Origin of the sequence: Raoultibacter timonensis (assembly GCF_022845715.1) — a bacterium.
Lineage (GTDB): Bacteria > Actinomycetota > Coriobacteriia > Coriobacteriales > Eggerthellaceae > Raoultibacter > Raoultibacter timonensis.
Genome location: NZ_AP025564.1, coordinates 706,748 through 728,450, shown reverse-complemented (window position 1 = coordinate 728,450; position 21,703 = coordinate 706,748). Strand labels below are relative to the sequence as shown.

15 protein-coding genes are annotated in these 21,703 nt (G+C 58.3%); 9 read left to right on the top strand and 6 right to left on the bottom strand.

The genetic code is table 11. The features are described 5' to 3' along the window. Nucleotides 1-346: 346 nt before the first annotated feature. Complete coding sequence (locus MWL89_RS02825; protein ID WP_244411676.1) at nucleotides 347-2,284, top strand: FAD-binding protein; 1,938 nt, start codon at nucleotides 347-349, stop codon at nucleotides 2,282-2,284. A 96-nt stretch (nucleotides 2,285-2,380) separates the two neighbouring features. Here MWL89_RS02825 and MWL89_RS02820 read toward each other — a convergent pair whose 3' ends face one another. The 4 genes from MWL89_RS02820 to MWL89_RS02805 form a co-directional block, all read right to left on the bottom strand. Next, nucleotides 2,381-3,664: a homoserine dehydrogenase gene (locus MWL89_RS02820; RefSeq protein ID WP_102379114.1), complete on the bottom strand. Its 1,284-nt coding sequence runs from the start codon at nucleotides 3,662-3,664 to the stop codon at nucleotides 2,381-2,383. A 13-nt stretch (nucleotides 3,665-3,677) separates the two neighbouring features. After that, nucleotides 3,678-5,036, bottom strand: a complete 1,359-nt coding sequence (gene lysA, locus MWL89_RS02815) for a diaminopimelate decarboxylase (RefSeq protein ID WP_244411675.1) — start codon at nucleotides 5,034-5,036, stop codon at nucleotides 3,678-3,680. 68 nt (nucleotides 5,037-5,104) lie between these two features. Continuing rightward, entirely contained in the window at nucleotides 5,105-6,865 is a 1,761-nt protein-coding gene (locus MWL89_RS02810; RefSeq protein WP_244411674.1) for a hypothetical protein, read from the bottom strand. Further along, nucleotides 6,862-8,946 (bottom strand): efflux RND transporter permease subunit, encoded by a 2,085-nt coding sequence (locus MWL89_RS02805; protein ID WP_244411673.1) that lies wholly within the window; start codon nucleotides 8,944-8,946, stop codon nucleotides 6,862-6,864. Before MWL89_RS02805 ends, MWL89_RS02810 begins: the two co-directional genes overlap by 4 nt. 244 nt (nucleotides 8,947-9,190) lie before the next feature. Between MWL89_RS02805 and MWL89_RS02800 the strand changes: the two genes are divergently transcribed. Next, the gene (locus MWL89_RS02800) at nucleotides 9,191-9,745 is read left to right on the top strand and encodes a TetR/AcrR family transcriptional regulator (RefSeq protein ID WP_180995131.1); all 555 of its coding nucleotides are present in this window, start codon (nucleotides 9,191-9,193) and stop codon (nucleotides 9,743-9,745) included. An 854-nt stretch (nucleotides 9,746-10,599) separates the two neighbouring features. Further along, complete coding sequence (locus MWL89_RS02795; RefSeq protein WP_102379118.1) at nucleotides 10,600-10,995, top strand: molybdenum cofactor biosynthesis protein MoaE; 396 nt, start codon at nucleotides 10,600-10,602, stop codon at nucleotides 10,993-10,995. Nucleotides 10,996-11,180: 185 nt separating this feature from the next. Here MWL89_RS02795 and MWL89_RS02790 read toward each other — a convergent pair whose 3' ends face one another. Next, nucleotides 11,181-12,065 (bottom strand): LysR family transcriptional regulator, encoded by an 885-nt coding sequence (locus tag MWL89_RS02790; protein WP_244411672.1) that lies wholly within the window; start codon nucleotides 12,063-12,065, stop codon nucleotides 11,181-11,183. A 159-nt stretch (nucleotides 12,066-12,224) separates the two neighbouring features. On the opposite strand from MWL89_RS02790, the gene MWL89_RS02785 reads away from it, so the two are divergent. From MWL89_RS02785 to MWL89_RS02770, 5 genes are all read left to right on the top strand, one after another. Further along, a complete protein-coding gene (locus tag MWL89_RS02785; RefSeq protein WP_146040648.1) occupies nucleotides 12,225-13,580 on the top strand; it encodes a GntP family permease in 1,356 nt (451 codons plus the stop codon). A 328-nt stretch (nucleotides 13,581-13,908) separates the two neighbouring features. After that, nucleotides 13,909-16,179 (top strand): molybdopterin-dependent oxidoreductase, encoded by a 2,271-nt coding sequence (locus tag MWL89_RS02780; RefSeq protein ID WP_102379125.1) that lies wholly within the window; start codon nucleotides 13,909-13,911, stop codon nucleotides 16,177-16,179. 3 nt (nucleotides 16,180-16,182) lie between these two features. Further along, nucleotides 16,183-16,527 carry an oxidoreductase gene (locus MWL89_RS02775; protein WP_102379126.1) on the top strand — a complete coding sequence of 115 codons (345 nt, stop codon included), beginning with the start codon at nucleotides 16,183-16,185 and terminating at the stop codon, nucleotides 16,525-16,527. Between the two features lie 66 nt (nucleotides 16,528-16,593). After that, nucleotides 16,594-16,842: a zinc-ribbon domain-containing protein gene (locus tag MWL89_RS16440; protein ID WP_482124268.1), complete on the top strand. Its 249-nt coding sequence runs from the start codon at nucleotides 16,594-16,596 to the stop codon at nucleotides 16,840-16,842. A 103-nt stretch (nucleotides 16,843-16,945) separates the two neighbouring features. Beyond that, complete coding sequence (locus MWL89_RS02770) at nucleotides 16,946-18,358, top strand: SLC13 family permease (RefSeq protein WP_102379128.1); 1,413 nt, start codon at nucleotides 16,946-16,948, stop codon at nucleotides 18,356-18,358. Nucleotides 18,359-18,426: 68 nt separating this feature from the next. On the opposite strand, the gene MWL89_RS02765 is transcribed toward MWL89_RS02770, so the two are convergent. Further along, nucleotides 18,427-19,875 (bottom strand): helix-turn-helix transcriptional regulator, encoded by a 1,449-nt coding sequence (locus MWL89_RS02765; RefSeq protein WP_244411671.1) that lies wholly within the window; start codon nucleotides 19,873-19,875, stop codon nucleotides 18,427-18,429. A 350-nt stretch (nucleotides 19,876-20,225) separates the two neighbouring features. On the opposite strand from MWL89_RS02765, the gene MWL89_RS02760 reads away from it, so the two are divergent. After that, nucleotides 20,226-21,668: a LuxR C-terminal-related transcriptional regulator gene (locus tag MWL89_RS02760; RefSeq protein WP_180995134.1), complete on the top strand. Its 1,443-nt coding sequence runs from the start codon at nucleotides 20,226-20,228 to the stop codon at nucleotides 21,666-21,668. Nucleotides 21,669-21,703 lie beyond the last annotated feature (35 nt).

The following is a 21,703-nucleotide window of genomic DNA, read 5'->3' as shown; positions in this document are numbered from 1 at the left end:
TGAGCCACGACAGGAACATGCCCACAGAACATGATGACGCAAACGATTTCACCGCGAATCGCGCCGACCTCTCGCGCTTTTTCTCTCCCAAACCCACAATGCTCCCGCCCACAAATGAGTCTCACATGGTTGCGCATGATACCACACAACTCATCCCAACAGCCCACCCCACACGCGGACCGAGCCACCAGACATCATCATTTACGGGTGATTTACCCGCAACAACGAACTATCACTCCCGATTAAGGATGCTGCAATCCCATCCGAATCGTATCGTCACCCCGCCAGCGCTTTTCAAGCGCGCAATAACGGAGTGGAATGAAACCAAATGGGAAGAGAGGAACACATGAACAAAGAGACCTTTAGCCAAGGGGATGCCATGCATTGCGCCAAACTAGACCGACGGGGCTTTCTCAAAGCAGCAGCCGGTGTTGGCATGGCGACTATGGCTGCAACTGCTCTGCCCGGGTGCGCACCGCAAGCTAGCGGAAAAGCAGGTAAAGCAGAAGCGGATACGGCAGCTGGGAGCAACGATGGTCGGTATTCTTGGCTCGGCGAAGCGCCTGTTGTCGACGATTCCGAGATCTCCCAAACCATCGAAGCAGACATCGTAATCGTAGGCGGCGGCAATGCTGGTGTCATGTGCGCCTGCTCAGCCGTCGAGGAGGGCGCAAGCGTCGCCGTCATCGAAGCGCAATCCAAAGACGGCATATCGTATTACGGCTTGCACGACATTGCATCCATCAACTCCCGATATGTCCTCGATAACGGTCTCGAAGAGATTAAAAAAAGCGAATTCCTGTCAGAGTACCAACGGCGCACACACAACAAAACCAATCCTCGACTTGTTAAAAAATTCATTGACAACAGCGGTGAGATGATCGACTGGCTTCTCGGGAAGGCACCGCAAGAAGTGCTCGACAAGGTGCATGTTGCCCACTTTACCACCAATAGCGCCTATTTCGACATGGGAAGCAACGTCAATGGGTTCACCTGTTGGCCCGGCTACGTCCAGGTAGACTTTCAAACTACCGCTCCCGTGCTCATCGCGGAAGCCGAATCGAAAGGCGCCACGTGGTACTGGGAGCACACGGGCATAGTGCTCACGACCGAAACAGAAGATGTATCCATCCAAAAAGAAACCGTAAGTGCAGATGGGACAGTGAGTTTCGTTGAAGCCACCGAGCCTCATGTTACGGTAACGGGAGTTATTGCCAAAGACCCCGACGGCAACTATATTAAGTTTATCGGTACAAAAGGCATCGTACTCACCTGTGGCGACTACGGCGGAAACACCGAGATGTTCAAAGCTCTTCAAGACGAGCAACGCTGGCTGTTCGAAAGCCACGGACTCGATGAAGAAGGTTTGCACTGCATGGGATTCGGACGCGATGGCAGCGGTATTAAAATGGGCATGTGGGCTGGTGCAACGCTTGATCCTGGCCCGCGTTGTCTCGTATCCCCTCAAGTAATGTATCAAAGCACCGATTTCGCCACCAACGTATTGCGCTGGGGCTCGGGGTTCAATGCGGCGGCATCAGAGCTCGCTGCAGGATCGGGCGGCGCAAGCCAAAATCCATGGGGCGCTCCTTTCATGTGCGTCGACGGTTCCGGTCGCCGCTTCACCGACGAAACATTCCTTGGCGTTTTCGGCATGCTTTCGCAGGTTGAACGCCGCAAGCCCGGACGGTATTATTTCTTCTTCGACAATAAGTGGAAAGAAATGATGTCCCGCATGTCGCCCGAGCACTTCTCCCAACCAGTCGGTGTCCCCGACAGCATTGATTACGACATGCTATTCAATTCATGGGTTGAGCGTGGTGCCGAAGGCGCGCCCACAGAAGACAACGGTACAGTATGCGCCTGGGCGGCAAACTCACTCGAAGAGTTGTTTGATTACATGAAGCTCGACGACGATATGAAAAGCTCTGTGGAAAAAGAGATCGAACGATACAACCAGTTTTGCGACAACGGCGAAGACGAAGACTTCGGACGTGATCCGAAAATGCTCCTGTCAATCAGCGAGCCTCCGTTCTTCGGCATGTACAGCGTTGAAGAAAAACCCATGACAGGGACTGTCGCGCTCAACGGCTTGGTCATCGATGACGACCAACGCGTACTCGACAGTAACTACAATCCCATAGAGGGACTCTACGCAAGCGGCAACAACAGTGGCGGACGGTTTGCCGTTCAGTACTCCACTCCCATGTCGGGCCTTACCCTCGGCATGGCGATGACGCTGGGGCGCCAGCTTGGTCGAGACCTTGCCTCAGGAGCCATTTAGTCCGCTCCAGTCATACGATTCGCCACCCTGAAACGATGGCCCCTATGCGAAAGGCCGCAAATATGCGGCCTTTCGATTACGATGCAACCGTCGAGCTTAATCCTCCACGCGAATGACCGAGGGTTCCTCGCGCAGCACGTCATCGAGACTCGCGATGTCGGCAAGCACGGCGCGGACGCTCTTCTCACGAGCGGTATGGGTAACGTAAGTCAAATCGACGCTGTTCGCATCTTTCTTGCCGCGCTGGATAACCGAGTGGACGCTCACGTTGTGATCGGCGAACACGCCCGCCATAGCGGCCAGCACGCCCGAACGGTCGGCGACGGCGAAACGGATGTAGTACTTGGTCTTGAGGTTCTCCATCGGCACGATGGGAAGCGTATCGGTGCAGGTGCAACCCACGATCGGGGGAATGCCCGCCTGAATGTGACGCGCAACCTCCAGCACATCGCCCATGACGGCGCTCGCCGCAGGACCCGAACCCGCACCTTCGCCGAAGAACATGGTCTCGCCCACCGCATCGCCCACCACGTAGATCGCGTTGAACACACCGTTCACCGTTGAAAGCTGGTGGTCGAGGGGCAACATAGTGGGATGCACGCGCACGTCGATGCCCTCGTCGGTGCGATGCGCATGGGCCAGGAGTTTCACGCTGTAACCCATGTCCTTCGCGATTTCGAGATCGAGCGGCGTGATGTTACGAATTCCCTCGGTATGCACGTCGTTGATGGTCACACGCGAGTTGAAGGCAATCGATGCGAGGATGGCGATCTTGGCCGCGGCGTCGAGCCCATCGACATCGGCCGTCGGATCGGCTTCGGCAAAGCCCTTGGCCTGCGCCTCGGCAAGCACCTCGTCATAAGGCATATCGTCTTCGGCCATACGGGTGAGCATGTAGTTGGTCGTGCCGTTCACGATGCCCATCACGGTATCGATGCGGTTCGCGATAAGCGAGTGCTTCATCGGATCGATGATCGGGATGCCGCCGCCCACGCTCGCCTCGAACGCGATCTCCCTGTTCGCCTCTGCGGCAGCAGCCATAACCTCTTCGCCGTAGGTGGCCATGAGCGCCTTGTTGGCCGTAACCACGTTCTTGCCGGCGCGCAGCGATTCCAGCACCACGTTCTTGGCAACGGTCGTGCCGCCGATGAGCTCGATGACGATGTCGATCGAGGGATCGTTCACGATGTCGGTGTAATCCTGCGTGAAGATGTCCTCCACGCCATGCTCGATGGCCTGCTCGGGATTGCGCGAGCACACGCGGACGAGTTCCACGTCGATGCCGTAGTGGCGCAAAAACGCCTGCTTGTGATTCTTGAGTATCTCGATGCAGCCGCCGCCGACGGTGCCGGTGCCAACCAATCCGAGTTTTACAGCCATGTCGTTGTCTCCCTTAATCCAGATCGCACGCCATCAGATCTTCGTAGGTCTCGCGCCGCGTGGTCACGCGAGCCTCGCCGTCTTTCACGAATACGATCGCGGGGCGCGGCTGCCCGTTGTAGTTGTTCGACATAGTGTAGCAGTAAGCGCCCGTTCCGAACACGCACACGATGTCGCCGAGGTCGGGATGCTGGATGGGCATGTCGATGACCACCGCATCGCCGCTCTCGCAATGCTTGCCGGCAAGCGTGACGATCTCGGTGCGGGGCTGGCCCGCTTTGTTGGCGATAATCGGCTCGTACTCGGCATGGTAGAGCGCCGTGCGGATGTTGTCCGACATGCCGCCGTCGACGGCAACGTACTTGCGGATGCCCGGGAGCGTTTTCAGGATGCCTACGGTGTAGAGCGTTATGCCCGCATTCGCCACGAGGCTGCGGCCCGGCTCGGTGAGCAGGCGCGGGAGCTTCACGTCGAACTCGGCACAGTACTCTTTCACGGCGGAGGTTACGCACTCGGCGAAGTCTTCTATGGTGGAGGGCTTGTCGTCAGCCGTGTACGCCACGCCCAAGCCGCCGCCCACGTCGAGTTCGTCGATCTCGTAACCGTATTCGGCCTTGATGCGCGCGATGAGGTCGACCATCACCTTGATGGCCTCCTTGAACGAATGCAGGGCGAAAATCTGCGACCCGATGTGCATATGCAGGCCCGCAAGGCGGACGTTGGGGGCGGCCAGCACGTCTTTCACGCAGTTGAACGCCCAATCGTCACGCATGGTAAAGCCGAACTTCGAATCTTCGCAGCCCGTGCGGATATATTCGTGGGTGTCGGCCTCAACGCCCGGCGTGATGCGCATGTAGATATTCTGCACGCGCCCCTGCTCCCCTGCGATCTTCGACACGCGGTCGAGCTCGATGCGCGAGTCGATCACGATGCAGCCGACGCCGGCTTCGATGGCCTCGGTCAGTTCGACGGGCGTCTTGTTGTTGCCGTGCACGAAAACCCGATCCATCGGAAATCCCGCGGCGCGGGCCACCGCAAGCTCTCCGCCGCCCGACACGTCGAGGCACAGGCCCTCTTCTGCAACGATCTTCGCCGCCGCCTTGTTGAGAAACGCCTTGCTCGCAAACACCACATCGGAGTTCTCGTAGCGGCCGCGAAATGCGCCGAGGTAGGTTTCCATGCGATGGCGCATATCGACCTCGTCCATCACGTACAGGGCCGTACCCTGATCGCGGGCGAGTTCGACCATGTCGACGCCGCCGACGAAGAGGTGGTCGTCTTTGACCTCGGCGGTCAGGGGCAGCACGTGCCCGAGCTCCATAGTCGTCAGGTTGTCGGCCTTTTTGTTCAGGTCGGCTGCGGGTAGAGCCATGGGGTTCCTCTTTCCATTCGGTCGGTGAAACGCATACTGCACTGCAAGCGACGCCGACCGCTACCTGTCTAGCTCCCGATGCCGAACAGCGCCAGAAGGCGGTCCCAGAACGAACCCTGCTCCTGCTCGGGCTCGGGTTCGGCCTTCTCCGGTGCGACGATAGGCTCGGTGGCCATCACGAACTGCACCAGTGTAACATCGGTGTTTTTCGAACTGGTAAAACTTATCGGCTTAAAATCGCTCTTACTGTATTCGGCGATCATCTTATCAATTTCTTCGCTCACCGTATCGGGCATCGCCTGAATCTCCGTATAAAGGCTACCGGTTCCGTCGGCAAGTTCGCCTGCACCGCTGGCCAAGTCGCCCGCACCCGACGAGAGCGAGTTTGCACCCGAGGCCGCGCTGGTAGCGCCGCCCGCAAGCTCGTTTGCCCCCGATGCGAGCGACGAAGCGCCCGACGCGAGGGCTTCGATACCACCGACGAGACTGTTCCCATCGCCCGCCGAGCCGAGGCCCGAAGCGGCGGCCGTGAGCGTTTGCGCAACGGCGCCGTAGGCGGCATTGGCCGCCTCGACGGTCACGAGCGTTTGGAACGCCTGCTGCAAATCGGCTGCCTGCGCAGCCGTGGCCTGTTGCGCAGCCGCCATGGCGGCGCCCTGGTCGGCGTCGGGATCGGACGCATGATACGCCATCGCGAACGCGGCGACGTAGGTTTGCAGTGCCGTCTGGTAGGCTTGCTGCTGGGCGCTCGAATCGATCACCGACCCCTGCGCTTGCTGCGCCTGACCGTTCAAGGCGCCCTGATAGGCTTCGAGCCCCTCGGCAAGCGACGATGCGCCCGACGCGAGCCCATCGGCGCCCGAAGCGATACCCGCGGTGCCATCCGCAATGCCCGCTATGCCCGAGGCCATCTCGTCTGCACCCGACGATAGGCTCTGGGCGCCGCTCGCCAACTGCGAAGCGCCATCGGATAGCTGTCCGACGCCGTCGGACAGCTGCACGAAACCCGAAAGCAATCCGTCTTTGTCGGGCGAGTCGATCACCATGGAAAACGGCACGGCGGCAAAGCTCGCACCGTCCATCTCGAAATCGGTTACGTCGGCACTCACCGAAAAGGTTCCGTCCTTGCCGGGCATGCCCGTGAAGGTCACCTGCGTGTTCGATCCCGAAAGCGCTATCTGCCCGTCGGGCGTAGCCACATTGCTCGATTTGTCGGAAGCGAACACGAGCGAGATCTGCAGCAGGTAGTTATCGAAGAACGTCGCATCCACGGCATCGTTGCGCTTGGTGGCGATCTCCATCTCGAGTAAGCCGCTCTTGCCGCCAAGCTCCGACGCATCGATCGCTTTTCCGTCGATCTTGTACGTTACCGCCACATCCCAAGGAAGGTTCTTCGAAGCGAGATCGCCCTGGTAGCGAAAGCTCTCCCCCGCGCCCACATCGACCGTCACGGCATCGCCTTCCTGCTCGATCTGCGCGGTGTCGGTAAGGTTCGTCACCGAAGAGTAGTCGCCGTAGTCGGTCACCGCTCCCGGCTTTTCGGGGTTGAGCACGTTGACCACGTAGATGCTGTTCACCGCGCCAGATCCGTCAAGTGTTGCATATACGACCTCGTCTTTGGGCGTTGCGTTCTCGGCATGTCGCTCGGTCGACGAGGCGGACCCGCCGTCCGAAGAAGACCCTTGGGCGGCGCTCGCCGTTCCGTCCCGCTCTTCGGCGTTCGCGCTCTGCAGCGACGATGCGCCGAGCGCTCCGAGGGAGAGGGTTCCCGCAAGCGTTGCCGCAAGCGCGATCCGCAGCATACGATTCGATGGCGTTACGTCGTTCATGACGATTCCTCCTTATGCGAGGCGCGCGGATCGAAGAAGTTCGCACGCCAGGTAGTCTTTTTGATGATCCTGTCGAAGATGAGCAGCGCTCCGGGCAAAAACGTGACCACGAGCAAGAACGAAAGCAGCGTTCCCCGGCACAGAAGCAGGCCGAGAACCGATACGATGTTGTTGCTCGACGTGAGCCAGAGCACGGCACCGGTCATCGAGAGGATGCTCGCCGAAACGAGGATGCTGAAAAACGTATCGCCGAGCGTGCGCGAAAGCGCGGGACGTACGGCCATGGCCTGGCGATTCTTGCGGTAATTGTCGGTAAACAGGATGGCGTAGTCGACCGTCGCGCCGAGCTGCACGGTATTGATGACAAGAAATCCCAGGTAGTTGAGCGAATCGCCCGTCAGGTACGGCACGGCGAGGTTGATGAAGATGGCCGATTCGATGGTGGCGAGCAAGATTACGGGCAGCGTCGCCGATTTGAACGTCAGCAGCAGCACGAGAATGATCGCGCAGATGGCGATGAGGTTCGTCGTCTGGTTATCCACCGTCACCACAGCGCGCATGTCATAGAGGCTCGTCGCGTACCCCGCCGACATGCTCTCGTCGCCGTAGAGGGCGCCCGCCTTTTCTCGGATCTGCTCCACCACGCCGAACGCCACATCGCCCTCGTTCTCCGTATCGGCGTACACGATGACGCGCGCGTAGTTATCCGAATAGAACTGGCTCGTTATGCTCTCGTCGAGAAATTCGACGGGAATCGCCATGCCGACGGCGTTCGTGTACGAGATAACCGAAGTGACGTGGGGTATCTGCTCCAACTCGGCCACCAGCTCAGCCTCGCGCGCCCTGTCGTCGTTGGGGATGAGGATCACGGTCGCCTCCGATTGCCCGAAGGTATCCTCGATCGCCTCGGCATCGAGCGAAGCACGCGTCTGGCTTCCCTCAACCGAACCCATACCGTAAGTGAACTGGGTGTTCGACTGAGCGAGGAAGCACGGAACGATGAGCGCGATCACGATGAGGAACACGGGTATGCGCAGCGGGGCCAGGTACTTGCCCGCACCGCGAAACGTCGGGAGCAAACGGCGATGGCGCGTCTTGTCGATGAGCTTGTAAGCCATGAGCGTGAACGCAGGCAGAAAGATCACGACGCAGAGAAACGACAGCACGATGCCTTTCACGAGCGCGAGACCGAGATCCATGCCGATTTGGAACTGCATGAAGCACAGAGCCGCAAATCCGAAAAACGTTGTCGCAGCCGAAGCAGCGATCGAGGAGAAGCTCTTTTTCATGGCAGCGCGCATGGCCGATTCCACATCGGGTTCGGTTTTCCTGAACCGCTGGAACGCATGGAGCAGGAATATAGCGTAGTCGAGCGATACCGCAAGCTGCAGCACAGGAGCGACCATGAACGCGATGAAGGATACCTCGCCCATAAAGAGGTTCGATCCCATGTTCATGAGCACCGATACGCCGATGGCAAGCAAAAAGAGGATTGGCTCCACCCACGAAGTGGTCGACAGAACGAGAACGAGGAGGATGAGCGGCACGAGGATGAGGATGCCGTTGATCACCTCGGTGATGGTCATCGATTTCATCTCGGCGGTACTGACCGACTGGCCCGACGCGTGACCGCCCTCGCCGATGATGCCGTAGATGGCGTCCATCGCCTCCGATTCCGCGCCCGACGCGATGGTCACGTCGAAAAGCGCGTGACCATCCTTGTAGTACGCCGACACCGTATCGGCATCGAGCATTTCGAGGGGAATGCTCAGGTCGGCGACATCGTCGAGCCACATGACGTCATCGACGCCCGCCGCCGCCTCAAGCCGCTCCTTATATTCGAGCGCCTCGGTCACACCCACATCGTCGACCATGACGCGCGCGTTGGGAACCGCCATGCCGAACTCTTCTTCCATCGTATCCACCGCACGCATCGACTCGGTGGTTTCGGGAAGGTATTCGGAGAGATTGTAGTTGATCGGCACGAGGAACGTCATCACCGTACCGATGACGGCAAGCGCGAGCGTCAGCCAAACGATCGGCTTTTTATGGTCGATGACGAACGTAGCGAATCGGTCCACAGCAACTGCATCCTTTACCGCCGCCAACGAGGCAAACGCCCGCCGCTCGAAATTCGGCCCGGAAGATCTGCGACTTGTTGACAACACAGTGTTGATTATCTTTCTCACTTACTGTTATATTGCATCATGGTTATTCTTCAACCGATAAATGCTGCGAAAGTGTCAGCAAACCGACATCCGGCCCCGATCTGTTGCCTTTCAAACGAAAAACGCACAACCCGAAAACGCGAAGGCGAGGAGCTCCATGAAACAAGATCACCGCGTGCGCCTTACGAAAATGATGCTGCGCGACAGCTTTTTCGATCTCATGCAGGAAAAGCCCGTCGGCAAGATCACCGTCAAAGAGCTGTGCGACAAAGCGGGCGTCAACCGGGCGACCTTCTACTCCCACTACACCGACATCTACGCACTGTACGAGGAGATAGAGCGCGACCTTGCGCAGACCATCATGCACTCGCTGAGCACGACGATCAACGGCGGCTCGCTCGAAGCGTTCAGCAAAGACATCTGCACCATCATCGCGCAGAACGAAAAACTCTGCATGGCGTTCTTCGGCGAATACAGCGATCCCGACATGCTCCTGCGCATCGTCGACAGATTCAGGGAAAGAAGCATCGCCATGTGGAACCGAACAAGGCCCGACCTCGCAAGCTCGGAGCTCGATCGCTTCTACACGTTCATGGCGAACGGCTGCCTCGCGATTATCCGCTCATGGGTACAATCGGGCATGAAAGAAAGCGCTGAAGACGTTGCGCGCTTCATCGAAAAGATGGCTGACAGCGGCTTGGCGGCGCTGTAGGGCGAGATGAGCTGGAAGGCTTGCAGTGCAGACCCCAGGGAATGGAGCTGTGCGAGCGTGCTGTGCGGGTGAGCTGCGCAGGTTGGGTGGCAGCGTACGGGACGAGAGGCGCTTTCGAACTTTTCGCCGCTTGGCACCGAAGATCGACGTAACACGAGCTCGGCAGTCCGAAGGCGCACTCGCGACAGAAATACGAAGTTTTTCGTCTCCATCAGAGTCCTTTTTTTACAGTCGACTCCTAACCCCTTCCTGATCAGGCGCGATGGAGTTACTCGATACAGTAGTCGTACATTTTGCCGCACGGAAGGGGTCCAGACGACGAATATCTTCGTTTTTCTGCCGCAAACCCGGGAATCCGCTGTGAATCCGGAATCAGCATGTGCCTATCCGGACCTCAAAACGCCAAACCGCTCTCAGAAGCTGCACGCAGACGGGGCCCTTCGGCTCCAAGAACCTCTCGCCTTTTTTGCATGTTTTTGCTCGTTGTGTTGCATTCGGAATACGGCCGCGACAATGCTCGAAAGTTCGACCTGCGCTTATGCGAAAGGGCATCAATCGGTCTCGGCCGATCGAGCGAAAAACCGCCCGAAACGGCCCCCAAACGTAACACAACGAGCAAAATCCAGCAGTTCGGGCGGTTTTACTCGTTGACCCAAGCTAGCACGAAGCCATCGTGCGCCGGCATGAACCCGAAGACCCCGAGCGCACATGCGGCACGCCCCTGAACAAAGGGGCTTTTCCTTCGCCAAAAGTCATTCTCATCCGAGAATGACCGTGACGATGCGGTATACTTAACCCCATTGATACACTAGGATTTCCGAGCAATCGGATGGGAAAACGAAACGAGGGGCACCATGGCAAAACCGGAACCGTCAATCGATCAGTGGCTCAAAGAGGCGAAAGCCGATCCGAAGGCCGCGCAGTGCGGCATGTTCCTCACCCATAACGGCACCGTCCGCGTAACGCCCAAAGCGCAGGTGCGCGAGGGCGTCGAAGGTCTCGGCGACGTTGCGCAGGTTGAGTTCTCCTACGACGCAGCGGGCGTCGACGCCGCCGTCGCCGACGCGCTCACCTGGCCGGGCGTATACTACGTGCGCGTATGGCTCAACGAGGGTGCTCTCGACGTGGGCGATTCGATCATGTACGTGCTGATCGGCGCCGATATCCGCCCCAACGCCATCGACGCTTTGCAAAAGCTCGTCGGCAAAATCAAGAACGATCTCGTAGTCGAAAAGGAGATCTACGCATAAGCAAGAGTTCTCCGATTCATGCAAGCAGACGAAAGGCCTCCGACCGCATGACGGAGGCCTTTCGTTTTGAGTTGGCATATCCGCGCAGTACCAGATCGGCGTTTCCGCATGATCCCCGCAAGATCAGCTTTCCGCAATCGCATGCGCCGGACCCCCCGGCAAAAACGTGCCGAACAGCGCGCTCGCTACTTCTCCAAAGCCCTCAGCTCTTGTACCCACGAACCTTGAACGACGTTCTCGATGCGCTTATCCCACATGATGCAGACCCGGCACGACTGAGCTAGATCGGCGATGGGAACGAACGCGATGCGATCGCCGTAGCGTTCCTGATGATGCCTGAAAACAAGCGCCAGCCCCATGCCGCATTCCACCTGATACGCCAACGAAGGAATATCCTTGTAGTAGGCCGCCGGTTCAATGCCGTATTCGCTCGCCTTGAGAGCGCGCCGATAGTACGCGTTGATGGCACCCATCGCTTTGGGATCGGGGAATATGATCGGCTGTTTCGACAGGTCTTCGAGGGTGACGGATTCCCTGCCAGCCAGTTCGTGGTCCTTCGGCATGGTCGCGTAGTAGGTGTCCCTGCCGATGTAGACGCGGCAGAACGAATCGCCGAGATCGGGGTCGATATCGAGCGTTACGCACAGATCGATCTGACGCTGCCGGAGCCGCTGCATCAGATCGCCGTACTCGAGCGCCTGATACTCGGGAACGATATTGCTGTTCGATCTCAGAATAGCTTCGCTGATCAGGGGCAAAAGCCCGCGTGCTGCATCGTAGAGATACCCGATGCGCAGTATCTCGCCCCGCTTCTTCAGGCTTTCGACATGCCGCATCGAGCGATCGAAATCCTCGACGGTGATCTGCGAGTCTTCGTAAAACGCCTTCCCTATCTCCGTCAGGCGAACATGATGGGTGTCTCGAATAAAGAGCTTGGCCCCGATCTCTTCTTCGATGGCAGCTATGTGACGGCTGAGCGTCGATTGGGTCTGATAGGTTTCAGCGGATGTCTTCGTGAAACTCATGTTGCTCGCAAGGAGAAGGAACTCTTTCAGATGCTCGATTTGCATTGCTCCCCCGATCGCCTTGTGCAAAAACTGCATAAGCCATGCAGACCATACAATACCACTCCGCCCTTAGGCGCTCTATATTTTTCCCCGAAGGATTCTGTAGAGCTCGCAGGATCGTCGCAATTGTATCTGAAACGTTTCCAGTTAGGGGTGATGCTTGTGTTGGGTGTTTTAGGTATTCTTCTGGCAATTGCCGCGCTTGTCGTTTTAGCATGGCGGCGATGGAATGCCATCGTGTGTGCGCTGATCGCCACACTGATCATCGGCGTTTTCAACGGATTTGGCATTTGGGGGACCCTTACCGACTACTTTTTGCCCGCTGCGGGCAACTGGGTTACCACCTTCATTCTCATGTTCCTTACCTCGGCCATGTATGCGAAGGTGATAGGAGACAGCGGTGCGGCAGACCGCATCGCTCAATGGGTTCTGGACAAAGCAGGAGAGAAGTTCATCTACCCGGTTCTTATCCTGATCTGCATGATTCTCACATACGGCGGTATTAACGCCCTGGTCATCGTCTTCGTGTTCTGGCCGCTCGCCATCCCCATCGCTCGCGCGATGAACAAACCCCGCTACATTTTCCTGACCATCATGTACATGGGTCTTCTGGGCGGGGCGAACATGGCCATGCCGGGATCTCCGCAAACCGGCAACGTCGCCGCTGCGCAAATCCTGGGGACGTCCGTCACGGCAGCGCCGGGCTGGGGCATCATCGCCACCGTTCTGTGGTTCGCATTCGACGTGTGGTTCATCTACCGCCTTGATCGCTGGGCGGCAAAGCGCAACCACACCTTCGAGGAAGGCGTCGGCCTTCCCATCAAATCGCGCTCGATCGAGACCTGCCCGAGCATGGTGCGCTCGATCATCCCGATCGTCGTCCTGCTCGCCCTCTTCGTTATCTTGGGCAACGGTTTCGGCCCGATCCCGAAGATGAGCGCGACAACCGCCGTCGTTACGGCGAACGTCATCGCCACGATCATCTGCCTAGCCCTGAACTTCAAGTTTTACGAGAATAAGGAGAACGGCCTTTCGGTCGGCGAAGGCATGAAGAAGAGCGTATTCGACGGCCTCATGAGCGGACTGAGCCCGGCATCCGCGATGTTCTGCATGGTTGCATTCGCTTCGGTGCTCTCCGCAACGCCCGCATTCCAATCGCTTGTGGACATTGCAATGGGGTCCGCCGGCAACCCGTACTTCCAAGGCTTCATCGCAACCCAGCTGCTCGGCGTAATCTGCGGATCGGCCGGTGCGACATCGACGGCGGTCTGCAACACGTTCGGCGCACAATGGCTCGCCATCCCCGGCGTAAACGCCGATGCCCTAACCCGAATCGTCTCGATCGGCGCCGCAGGCTGCTCTACGGTTCCCTATTCGGGCGGCCTTTTCGTAAACCTCGATGTGACCGGCTGCAAGATGAAGCACGTCTGGCCGCAGCAGTTCATAGCATGCGCCATTCCGGCCATCGTGCTCTGCGCCATCTGCGCAGGCTTGGCCTCGGTGGGATTGGTTTTCTAGCCAGCCCCGGCCACCGCTGCGTTTGCCGGATCCCATGAAACACGGATCCGGCAAACAGTCGGCGTCCGAGCAAACGGAGGTGAACCGATGTGCTACTGCTGCTGTAACTGCGGAAAATGCACCGGGAGCGTACGCGATCCGATACCCGAGGGCCTCTGCCCCAAGTGTCTGCATTCCAATCCTCCCCGTGCGCGCACCTGCGAAGTCTGCGGCATGCCTCTTCCCAAGCCACCAGGGCGTTCCCCGTCGGCATCTTTGGCAGGAATGCCGCCCGACGCGCCCGATGAAACTGTTTCTGCAAGACAAAGGACAAAGCGAGAGGGAAACAATGGAAAAGAAGTTTCAAACCATAGAGCATGAAAAACCATGGAGGTACGTTACGGAAGACGGCCTCACTGTCACCCGCGGAAGCGCCTGGTCGGGTCCGGGATGCCACCTCGGTTGCGGCATTCTGCTCTACACCGACAAAGACGGAAAGCTCGTCAAGATCGAGGGAGATCCCGAAAATCCGTTCAACAAGGGCCGCCTGTGCGTGCGCTGCCTCGATGCCATGGAGGCCGTCTACCACGAAGACCGCTTGACCACCCCCATGAAAAGGGATCCGAAGGATCGCGGCAAAGATGCTTGGACGCCTATCACCTGGGATGAAGCGTACGACCTCATCTACGAGAAGTTCAATGGCTTCCGCGAGGAATACGGCCCCGAGAGCGTTGCTTTCTTCCAGGGGACCGGACGAGACATCGCACCGTGGATCACCCGTTTTGCCTGGTCGTTCGGCAGCCCGAACAACGTGTTCGGCATGTCCGGCAATTCCTGCTACGGCCCGCGCGTTGCCGGCGCCATGTGCGTTACGGGATCGTTCTGGGTGGGCGACTACTCCCAGCAGTTCGTCGACCGCTACGACGACCCCAACTGGAAGGTACCCGAAGTCATCGTAGTATGGGGCAACAATCCGCTGAAATCGAATTCCGACGGCCTGTACGGCCATTGGGTCGTCGATTGCATGAAACGCGGTTCGAAGATTATCACGATCGATCCGCAGCGCATCTGGCTGGCAAACAAGGCGGAAGTACATCTGCCGATCAGGCCGGGCACCGATGCAGCCATGGCCATGGCCATGCTCAACGTTATCATCAACGAAGATCTGTACGATCACGAGTTCGTCGATTCTTGGACTTACGGCTTCGACGAGCTTGCCGCCCATGTTCAGGAATGGACGCCTGAAAAGGCCGAAGAGGTAACCTGGGTACCGGCCGACAAGATCAGGCAAGCCGCTCGCATCATCGCCGCAGCTGATGGCTGCATATTCCAATGGGGCGTAGCCGTCGACATGCAGAAGAACGCCGTAGCCGCAGGCCACGCCATTACCTGCATCCAAGCGATCACCGGCAACGTAGACAACCCGGGCGGTATGATATGCCCCGATTACATCCTCATGTACTTCAGCGGCTGGGGTCGCGAGCTGCTCGACCCAGAAAAAAGGAAGAACCGCATCGGCGATTCCAAATTCCCCATGGTGGCAGACGCCTATTCCAAAGCCGATGCCGACGAGGTGTACAACACCATCATGACGGGCAAAAACGAAAAGGGCGAAGATCACCCCATGAAAGGCGCCTGGATCCAAACCACGAACTTCCTCGTGAATACCGCACCCGACCCCGAGTACCTCATCGAAGCGTTCCACAAACTCGAGTTCGTAGCGGCCATCGACCTGTTCATGACACCCACCATCATGGAGCTGGCCGACGTGGTGCTCCCCGCGGCATCGTTCCCCGAGCGCCAGGGCATCCGTATCGGTGACGGCGTACAGCGCGCCGAAACCATCAACCGCGCAGTCGATCGGCGTAGCGAGGGAATAGACGTGCGTAGCGACATGCAGGTGAATCGGGAACTGGGCAAACGATTCAACCCCGACGCCTATCCGTGGGACAACGAGGAAGATATGTTCTCGAGCATCTTTGCGGAAACGGGCATGCGGTTCGAGGAAGTGCGCGAGCAAGCGCCCGTGTACCTGCCGTTTGAATACCACAAATACAAAACCGGGAAGCTGCGCCCCGACGGACAGGTCGGGTTCAACACCCGCACCGGCCGCATAGAGCTGTGGTGCACGCTCTACAACGGCTACGGACTCGACCCGCTGCCGGTGTACGAAGAGCCCACCCACAGCCCCTATCGGACCCCCGAAGAGTACGAGCAATTCCCCGTCGTGCTAACCACGGGATCGCGCAACTGGAGCCTCTTCCACAGCGAGCATCGTCAGATTCCGCGCATGCGCGCGCTGCATCCCGATCCGACGGTACTCGTGCCCGCCGATATCGCCGAGAAATTCAATCTCGCAGACGGCGAATGGGTCGTGCTGCGCAACCAGTTCGGATCATGCAAGCGCAAGGTGGTCATCGACCAGACCATGGCCCCCGGGATCGCCAGCACCGACCACGGCTGGTGGTTCCCCGAAAGCGAAGGCCGCTCGGAAGAAGACGGCTTGTTCGGTGCGCTGGAGTACAACTGCAACACCCTGTTCAAATTCGACCAAGGCAAAGCAGGCTTCGGCTGCGACTACAAGAACATGCTGGTGACGATCGATAAGATTGAGGAGTAAGCGATGGTACGAGGAATTTTGGTCGACTACGAGTTCTGCACGGGATGCCACACCTGCGAGATCGCTTGCGCCGTATCCCACGACCTGCCCAACAACCGCGCAGGCGTCGTGGTCCACCACGAAGGCGCATGGGAAATAGCAAAAGACGCATGGCAAGACACGTACCTTCCCGTATTTACCGACGTATGCGACCTTTGCGAATGCGGCACGAAAGCGCACGACGGCGTACCTATGTGCGTGCACCATTGCCAGGCAAACGTTCTGAAAATCGGCGATGTCGAAGACCTGACAAAAGACCTCGCAGCGAAACCGAAGCAGACGCTGTACGCCCTCAAGGAAGAGGGATAGCGCAGGGCAGCTGTCGGAAAACGCCGCGCGCCGTAGTTCAATGCTAACAACGAAAGGATATATCCCATGTGTTTCAGACCCGCATCCCTGAGCGCAGATAAGACCTGTCCCCAATGCGGAGCGACCGCATCCGTAACCGACACCGCCTGCCCGCAGTGCGGCGCCGAATTGCCTGCGGAGCCCGCAATGCCGGGAATGCCCGGTGCACCAGGCGCCCCCGGTGCACCCAAAGCGCCGGGTGCTCCCGGAGCGCCCAAAGTGCCCGGTGCACCTGGTGCGCCCAAGGCTCCCGGCGCACAGGAACTCACCGTATAGGCAAAGCGCAATCAACAACTCTTTCTGAAGCGTATTGGAGGCTTCCAAGAGAACGGAAGCCTCCAAGAGCGAAGAAACACCGAAGCAGGTAAGGGGGTAGTGCATGAACGGGGTAACGATGCACGCAAAGCAAGTATTCGGTTTCGTCGCTATGTTCGTCTGCGTCGCCGCGGGAATGCTGATTCCCGGCAGCGACATGCTCGGCCACGAGGGCATCTTGGCCCTTGCCATCCTGGCTGGCGCAATATTCATGTGGTTCTGCGGCAGCATGTCTACCGGCATGACGGGGGTTCTCGCCTGTTTTCTGCTGCTGGTCTTAGGGGTTGTGCCCACGTTTGGCGATGCCTTTTCAGGGTTTATCACCACGACAACATGGTTCGTCCTCGGCGTTTTCTGCATGACGCTCCTCATGCAGAAAAGCACCTTGGGCCTGAGGCTAACCAAACGATTCATCGTCTTGGCGAAAGGCGATTCGAAAAGGCTCGTCTTAATGCTCATGGCAGCCGCTGCGGTCATATCGTCGTTCATGACCGACACCGGCGCCGTCGCCCTGATGATGAGCTTCGCCCTACCTCTGCTCGACACCCTGGGAGCGAAGAAGGGCTCTTCAAACCTGGGGCGATGCCTCTTGCTGGGCGTTTCGTTCGGCGCGCTCTTCGGCGGGTTCACCACGCCTATCGGGCACAGCCTGAACGTGCTGGCTGCAGGTCTCTACACCCAGGCAACGGGTTTGCAGATCAACTTCCTATCCTGGATGAGCTACGGCATCCCGATCTGCGTGGCGATTCTGCCCATTGCATGGTTCGCCCTTATCAAGGCGTTCCCTCCCGAGCATATTACCGAAGACGCCGTACAAGAGGTACTCGGCTCCAAGTTCGAGACGGGACCGATGAACGCACTCGATAAGAAATGCCTTGCGTTGCTCATCATCCTCCCAACCTTATGGATTCTCGGCAATTGGATTCCGCTGTTCAACGCGACAACCGTTGCGTTGGCAGGCATGCTGCTTCTATTCTTCCCAGGAATCAGCATCGTTACGTGGTCGGAATTCGAGCGGGCAACCTCGTGGAACCTGTTCATGTTCTTCGGAGGCGTTCTGAGCATCGGCGCCGCCATCGCATCCACAGGTGCAGCTGATTTCATCGCAACGCTGTTCTTGCAATCGGGAATCACCGAGATGCCCGTGTTCGCCGCACTGCTCGCCATCGCAGCGTTTCTCTATCTGCTGCATACCTTCTGCCCGATCTCGCCGTCGTGGGTGGCCATCTTCTTGCCCCCGATGATGACGTATGCGACCGTCGTGGGCATACCGCCGTTTCTTCCCGCGTTCTTGATCGTATGCCTGATTGCCGGAAGCTACCTCGTGCCGCTCTGCCCAGCCCTCAACATGACCTTCGATACCGGCTGGTACAAGTTCTCGGATACCGCCAAAGCGGGCTGGTTCACCTCGATCGCATTCGTTGTTATCGCCGTAGCCTGGTCGTATGCAATGGGGGGAATTCTCGGCATCCATTGACGTCGGGACGCTGGCTCCAAACAGCGCTCGGCCGCGCGGACGGCGAAACCGAAGTCGTCCGCGCGGTCTTATTCTCCAGCGGAAAGCAGATCGCGCAGCTCTTCGCGGCTGTGCACGCCGAGCTTCTGGTATATCCTCCGCGTATGGGATTTGAGCGTCCCGTTCGCAATGCACAGCTCGCGTTCGATAACCGCCGAATTCTTGCCGAGCGCTATCATCTCGAGTACTTCCGCCTCGCGTGGGCTCAGCCCGAACGATGCGCTGGTCTCCGCACAGCGGACGACAAGCTTCGCCTTCGCATCTTCCTCGGCGATTCCTCCCGCACCGAAAAACGCCACGCCCCACGTGCGCAATCCGCCCTTTTCAGAGAACAGCGCGACGGTTGCCATCACCACGAGAATCGTGAGCACGGCGGTGACAAGGGCAGAATCCGCAGCCACGAGCGCATGCTCCCCCATGAAGGCGCGCGACATCATGTGACCTGCGGGAATCGCGATCAACGTCACCTCTTGTATGCCGCATAAAACGAGCACCGACACCCCGTAGGTATGAGAGATGTCGCACAGGAGGATGGTGAGCACCAGAAACATGAGCGAGTATCCCGCCGCGATGAAGAAGCCCGCGACGAGACTCGTTCCCGAAAACGACAGGAACGTCATCACCAGCCCGCACATCATCAGAACGAAGGGCGTGCGGTACAAGAGCGTGAAATCGAAGCGCTTCGCTGCGAAGAGCGCGATGGCGAGCACGGCGGCCGACGCGGCGATCGTACCGAGCAGAAACGGCTCGCTCGAGGGGATGCTCGCCTCGCCTTTCGCGCCGTACACGAACTGGTAGATGCCGAGCACCACAAGAAGCCGCCAGGGGAAATGCAATTTTCCCCACGTCTTTTTCGGCAGATCGGCTTTCGGAACAAGGCGAAACGCCGCCCGCAGCGTTACCTGCGAGAGCACGGGCAACAGCACGAGGACGATCGTGAGCCGCACGATGTCGAGATCGAGCAGCACCCACGCCATGAACGACCCGAGCAGAAACGCGCCCGCGATGTAGAGCACGACCCGCAACGGCTCGAAGCAGCTGTGCAGCTCGGCCCACAAAAGGATCGACAACGCCGACCCGAGCCCTCCCCCGACGATGGCCACGATGCCCATGGGCAGCGCAAGGAAGGGAACCATGCTCGCCGCCATGAAGGCAAGCCCCGAAACGATCATCGAAACGGTGCAGAGCGTCGCCATGTACCGTTTAGGGTAGAGCGGTGCAAGCTTGCGTGCGAACAGCGCAAAGGGGATGAACGAGAGCGCCATCGCCACCGTGAACAGATCTTCTCCGACCCAAGCATCGTAGGCGAACAGGGTGGTCGTTCGGTAGGTGACGATTTCGAGCCAGGCGCGCGCGAACGCGAACCCGAAGAAGCAGAACGACCACGCCCCGAGGCCTAGCGGCGAGGAAGTCTCCCTGCCTGCTTTGTCGTACGCGACGCCCCGAACCGCGTTTTCGTATGTTGTCCTGCCGGTCATCGGCTCATTATAGCAAGAGCAAACAAACCGAATATATGTTCTTTCGCGAGGCTGTAATCCGTGAAAGAACGCCCCGCTTCGGAAACGGATCCCCGAAAGCCCGGCATTGCGCGCTCGGAGCCGATTCGTGTTACGTCCTTCTGCGCCTTTACCTTAAGGTCTTAAGCTTTATGGTATTCTACATAGGCTGGTGCTGTTGCAACAAGGGTGGGTTGTACGGTGCCTCGGACGGCAACAAACACGGTGCTTGCCGCCCTGGTAATCGAAATCGCGTTCCCGGCATTGCGGGAACGGGTGCGCGTGGATCATTTCCCGAACTCCTATCCATACATGGAAGTAGATTATCGCAAATGGCAAAGACACGAGAAAAAATGCTTCCCTTACCTAAGAAACTGGCAACTGGCCAGCTTCGGGCGATCTGCATTATCGGGTTTACCTCCCATATGATCCTCCAGCCGTTTCTTTTCTGGCAATTCTCCCTGCTAACCCTCGTCGGCGCAGATGACATAAGCCTGCGCTCGCTTCCAACCATCGCAAGCAACATCGTGTTCCCCCTTGCCATCATCCTCCTGGGCGTCGCATATCGATTTCTTGGACACAAAAACGCATTCTCCACAAGAAACTTCGTGCGATTGATGCTCGCATGCTTTGTCGTCGGCATAGTGCTTGCCGTATCCACATCGTTGCTTTCGTTTGCAAGCGAGTCCGTGTTAGTGAGCCTGTTTGGCGTATGTATCGGCATGGGCTGCGCAATAGGCATTTTTCTCTGGCAGCAAGCGCTTTATCGCCTCGGTTCCCGAAACGCGATGATAGTACAGGTGAGCGGGACGGTTATTGCCGGTGTTCTGTACTTCGCAGTCAGGTGGCTACCCGACGTTGCGGTGCTCCTGTCGAGCATCTTTGTCTTTCTCCCCTTGTCGGCGAGCATCCTGCTCTATTTGAATACCGAGGACGATAGGCATCCCCCGAAAACGTTTCTGCAGCAAAGCGGGAAACGGTTCGTGCTATTCCTCAGGGAAAGCTGGTCGGCAATACTCATCATAGCCTCCATGGGCTTCGCTTGGGGGCTCTTTTACGCACTGACGCTGGTGGTTTCAGACAATTCGTTTCTCGGCAACCTGTTTTCTTTCGGACGCATAATCTCGGGACTGCTGGCAGCCGCGTATATAGTTCGGTTTCGTTCGTATCCGAGTATGGATATCCTTGCGAAAATCGCGTTGCCCGTCTGCGTCACAGCCGTCCTTTTGATGCCGCTTATCGAACATGATTACTTCTTCATACTCGCGGAGATGTTCTACGTGGTGTTCGGTCTCTCGTCAATCGTCCTCATGCTCTCCTGCAATGATGCTGCGCGCGCTCGCTCCATCCATCCCGCGATCATCTACTGCGGAGTCCTCGGGCCGTTTTACCTCATGCAGATGCTCGGTTACTTGGCAGGCCCCGTTATATGCCCCGACACGGCGAGCCTTCTGGGAACCACGCAGAAGCTTGTTGTTGCCTTGCTGATCATATACGGGCTCTCCGTCCTCGGCTTCATCCACGCCTTCCGAAAAAGGAAGAGCGGCCGCGCTCATCCCGCCTTGGACCTGGATAGCACCTTCATCGAACGCTTTTCTTTCACCGAACGCGAATCGGACATCGTCCGCCTGATCCTGAAAGGCAGGAGCGTATCGTTCATAAGCGACGAGCTGACCATCTCCGAAAACACCGTCCGGTTCCATATGAAGAATATCTACCTCAAAGCCGGTGTTCACAGCAAGCAAGAGCTCATCGACCTGTTCGAAGCGGAGTAGACCCATACGGCGGTTTCGCGCTCCCATACGGAACC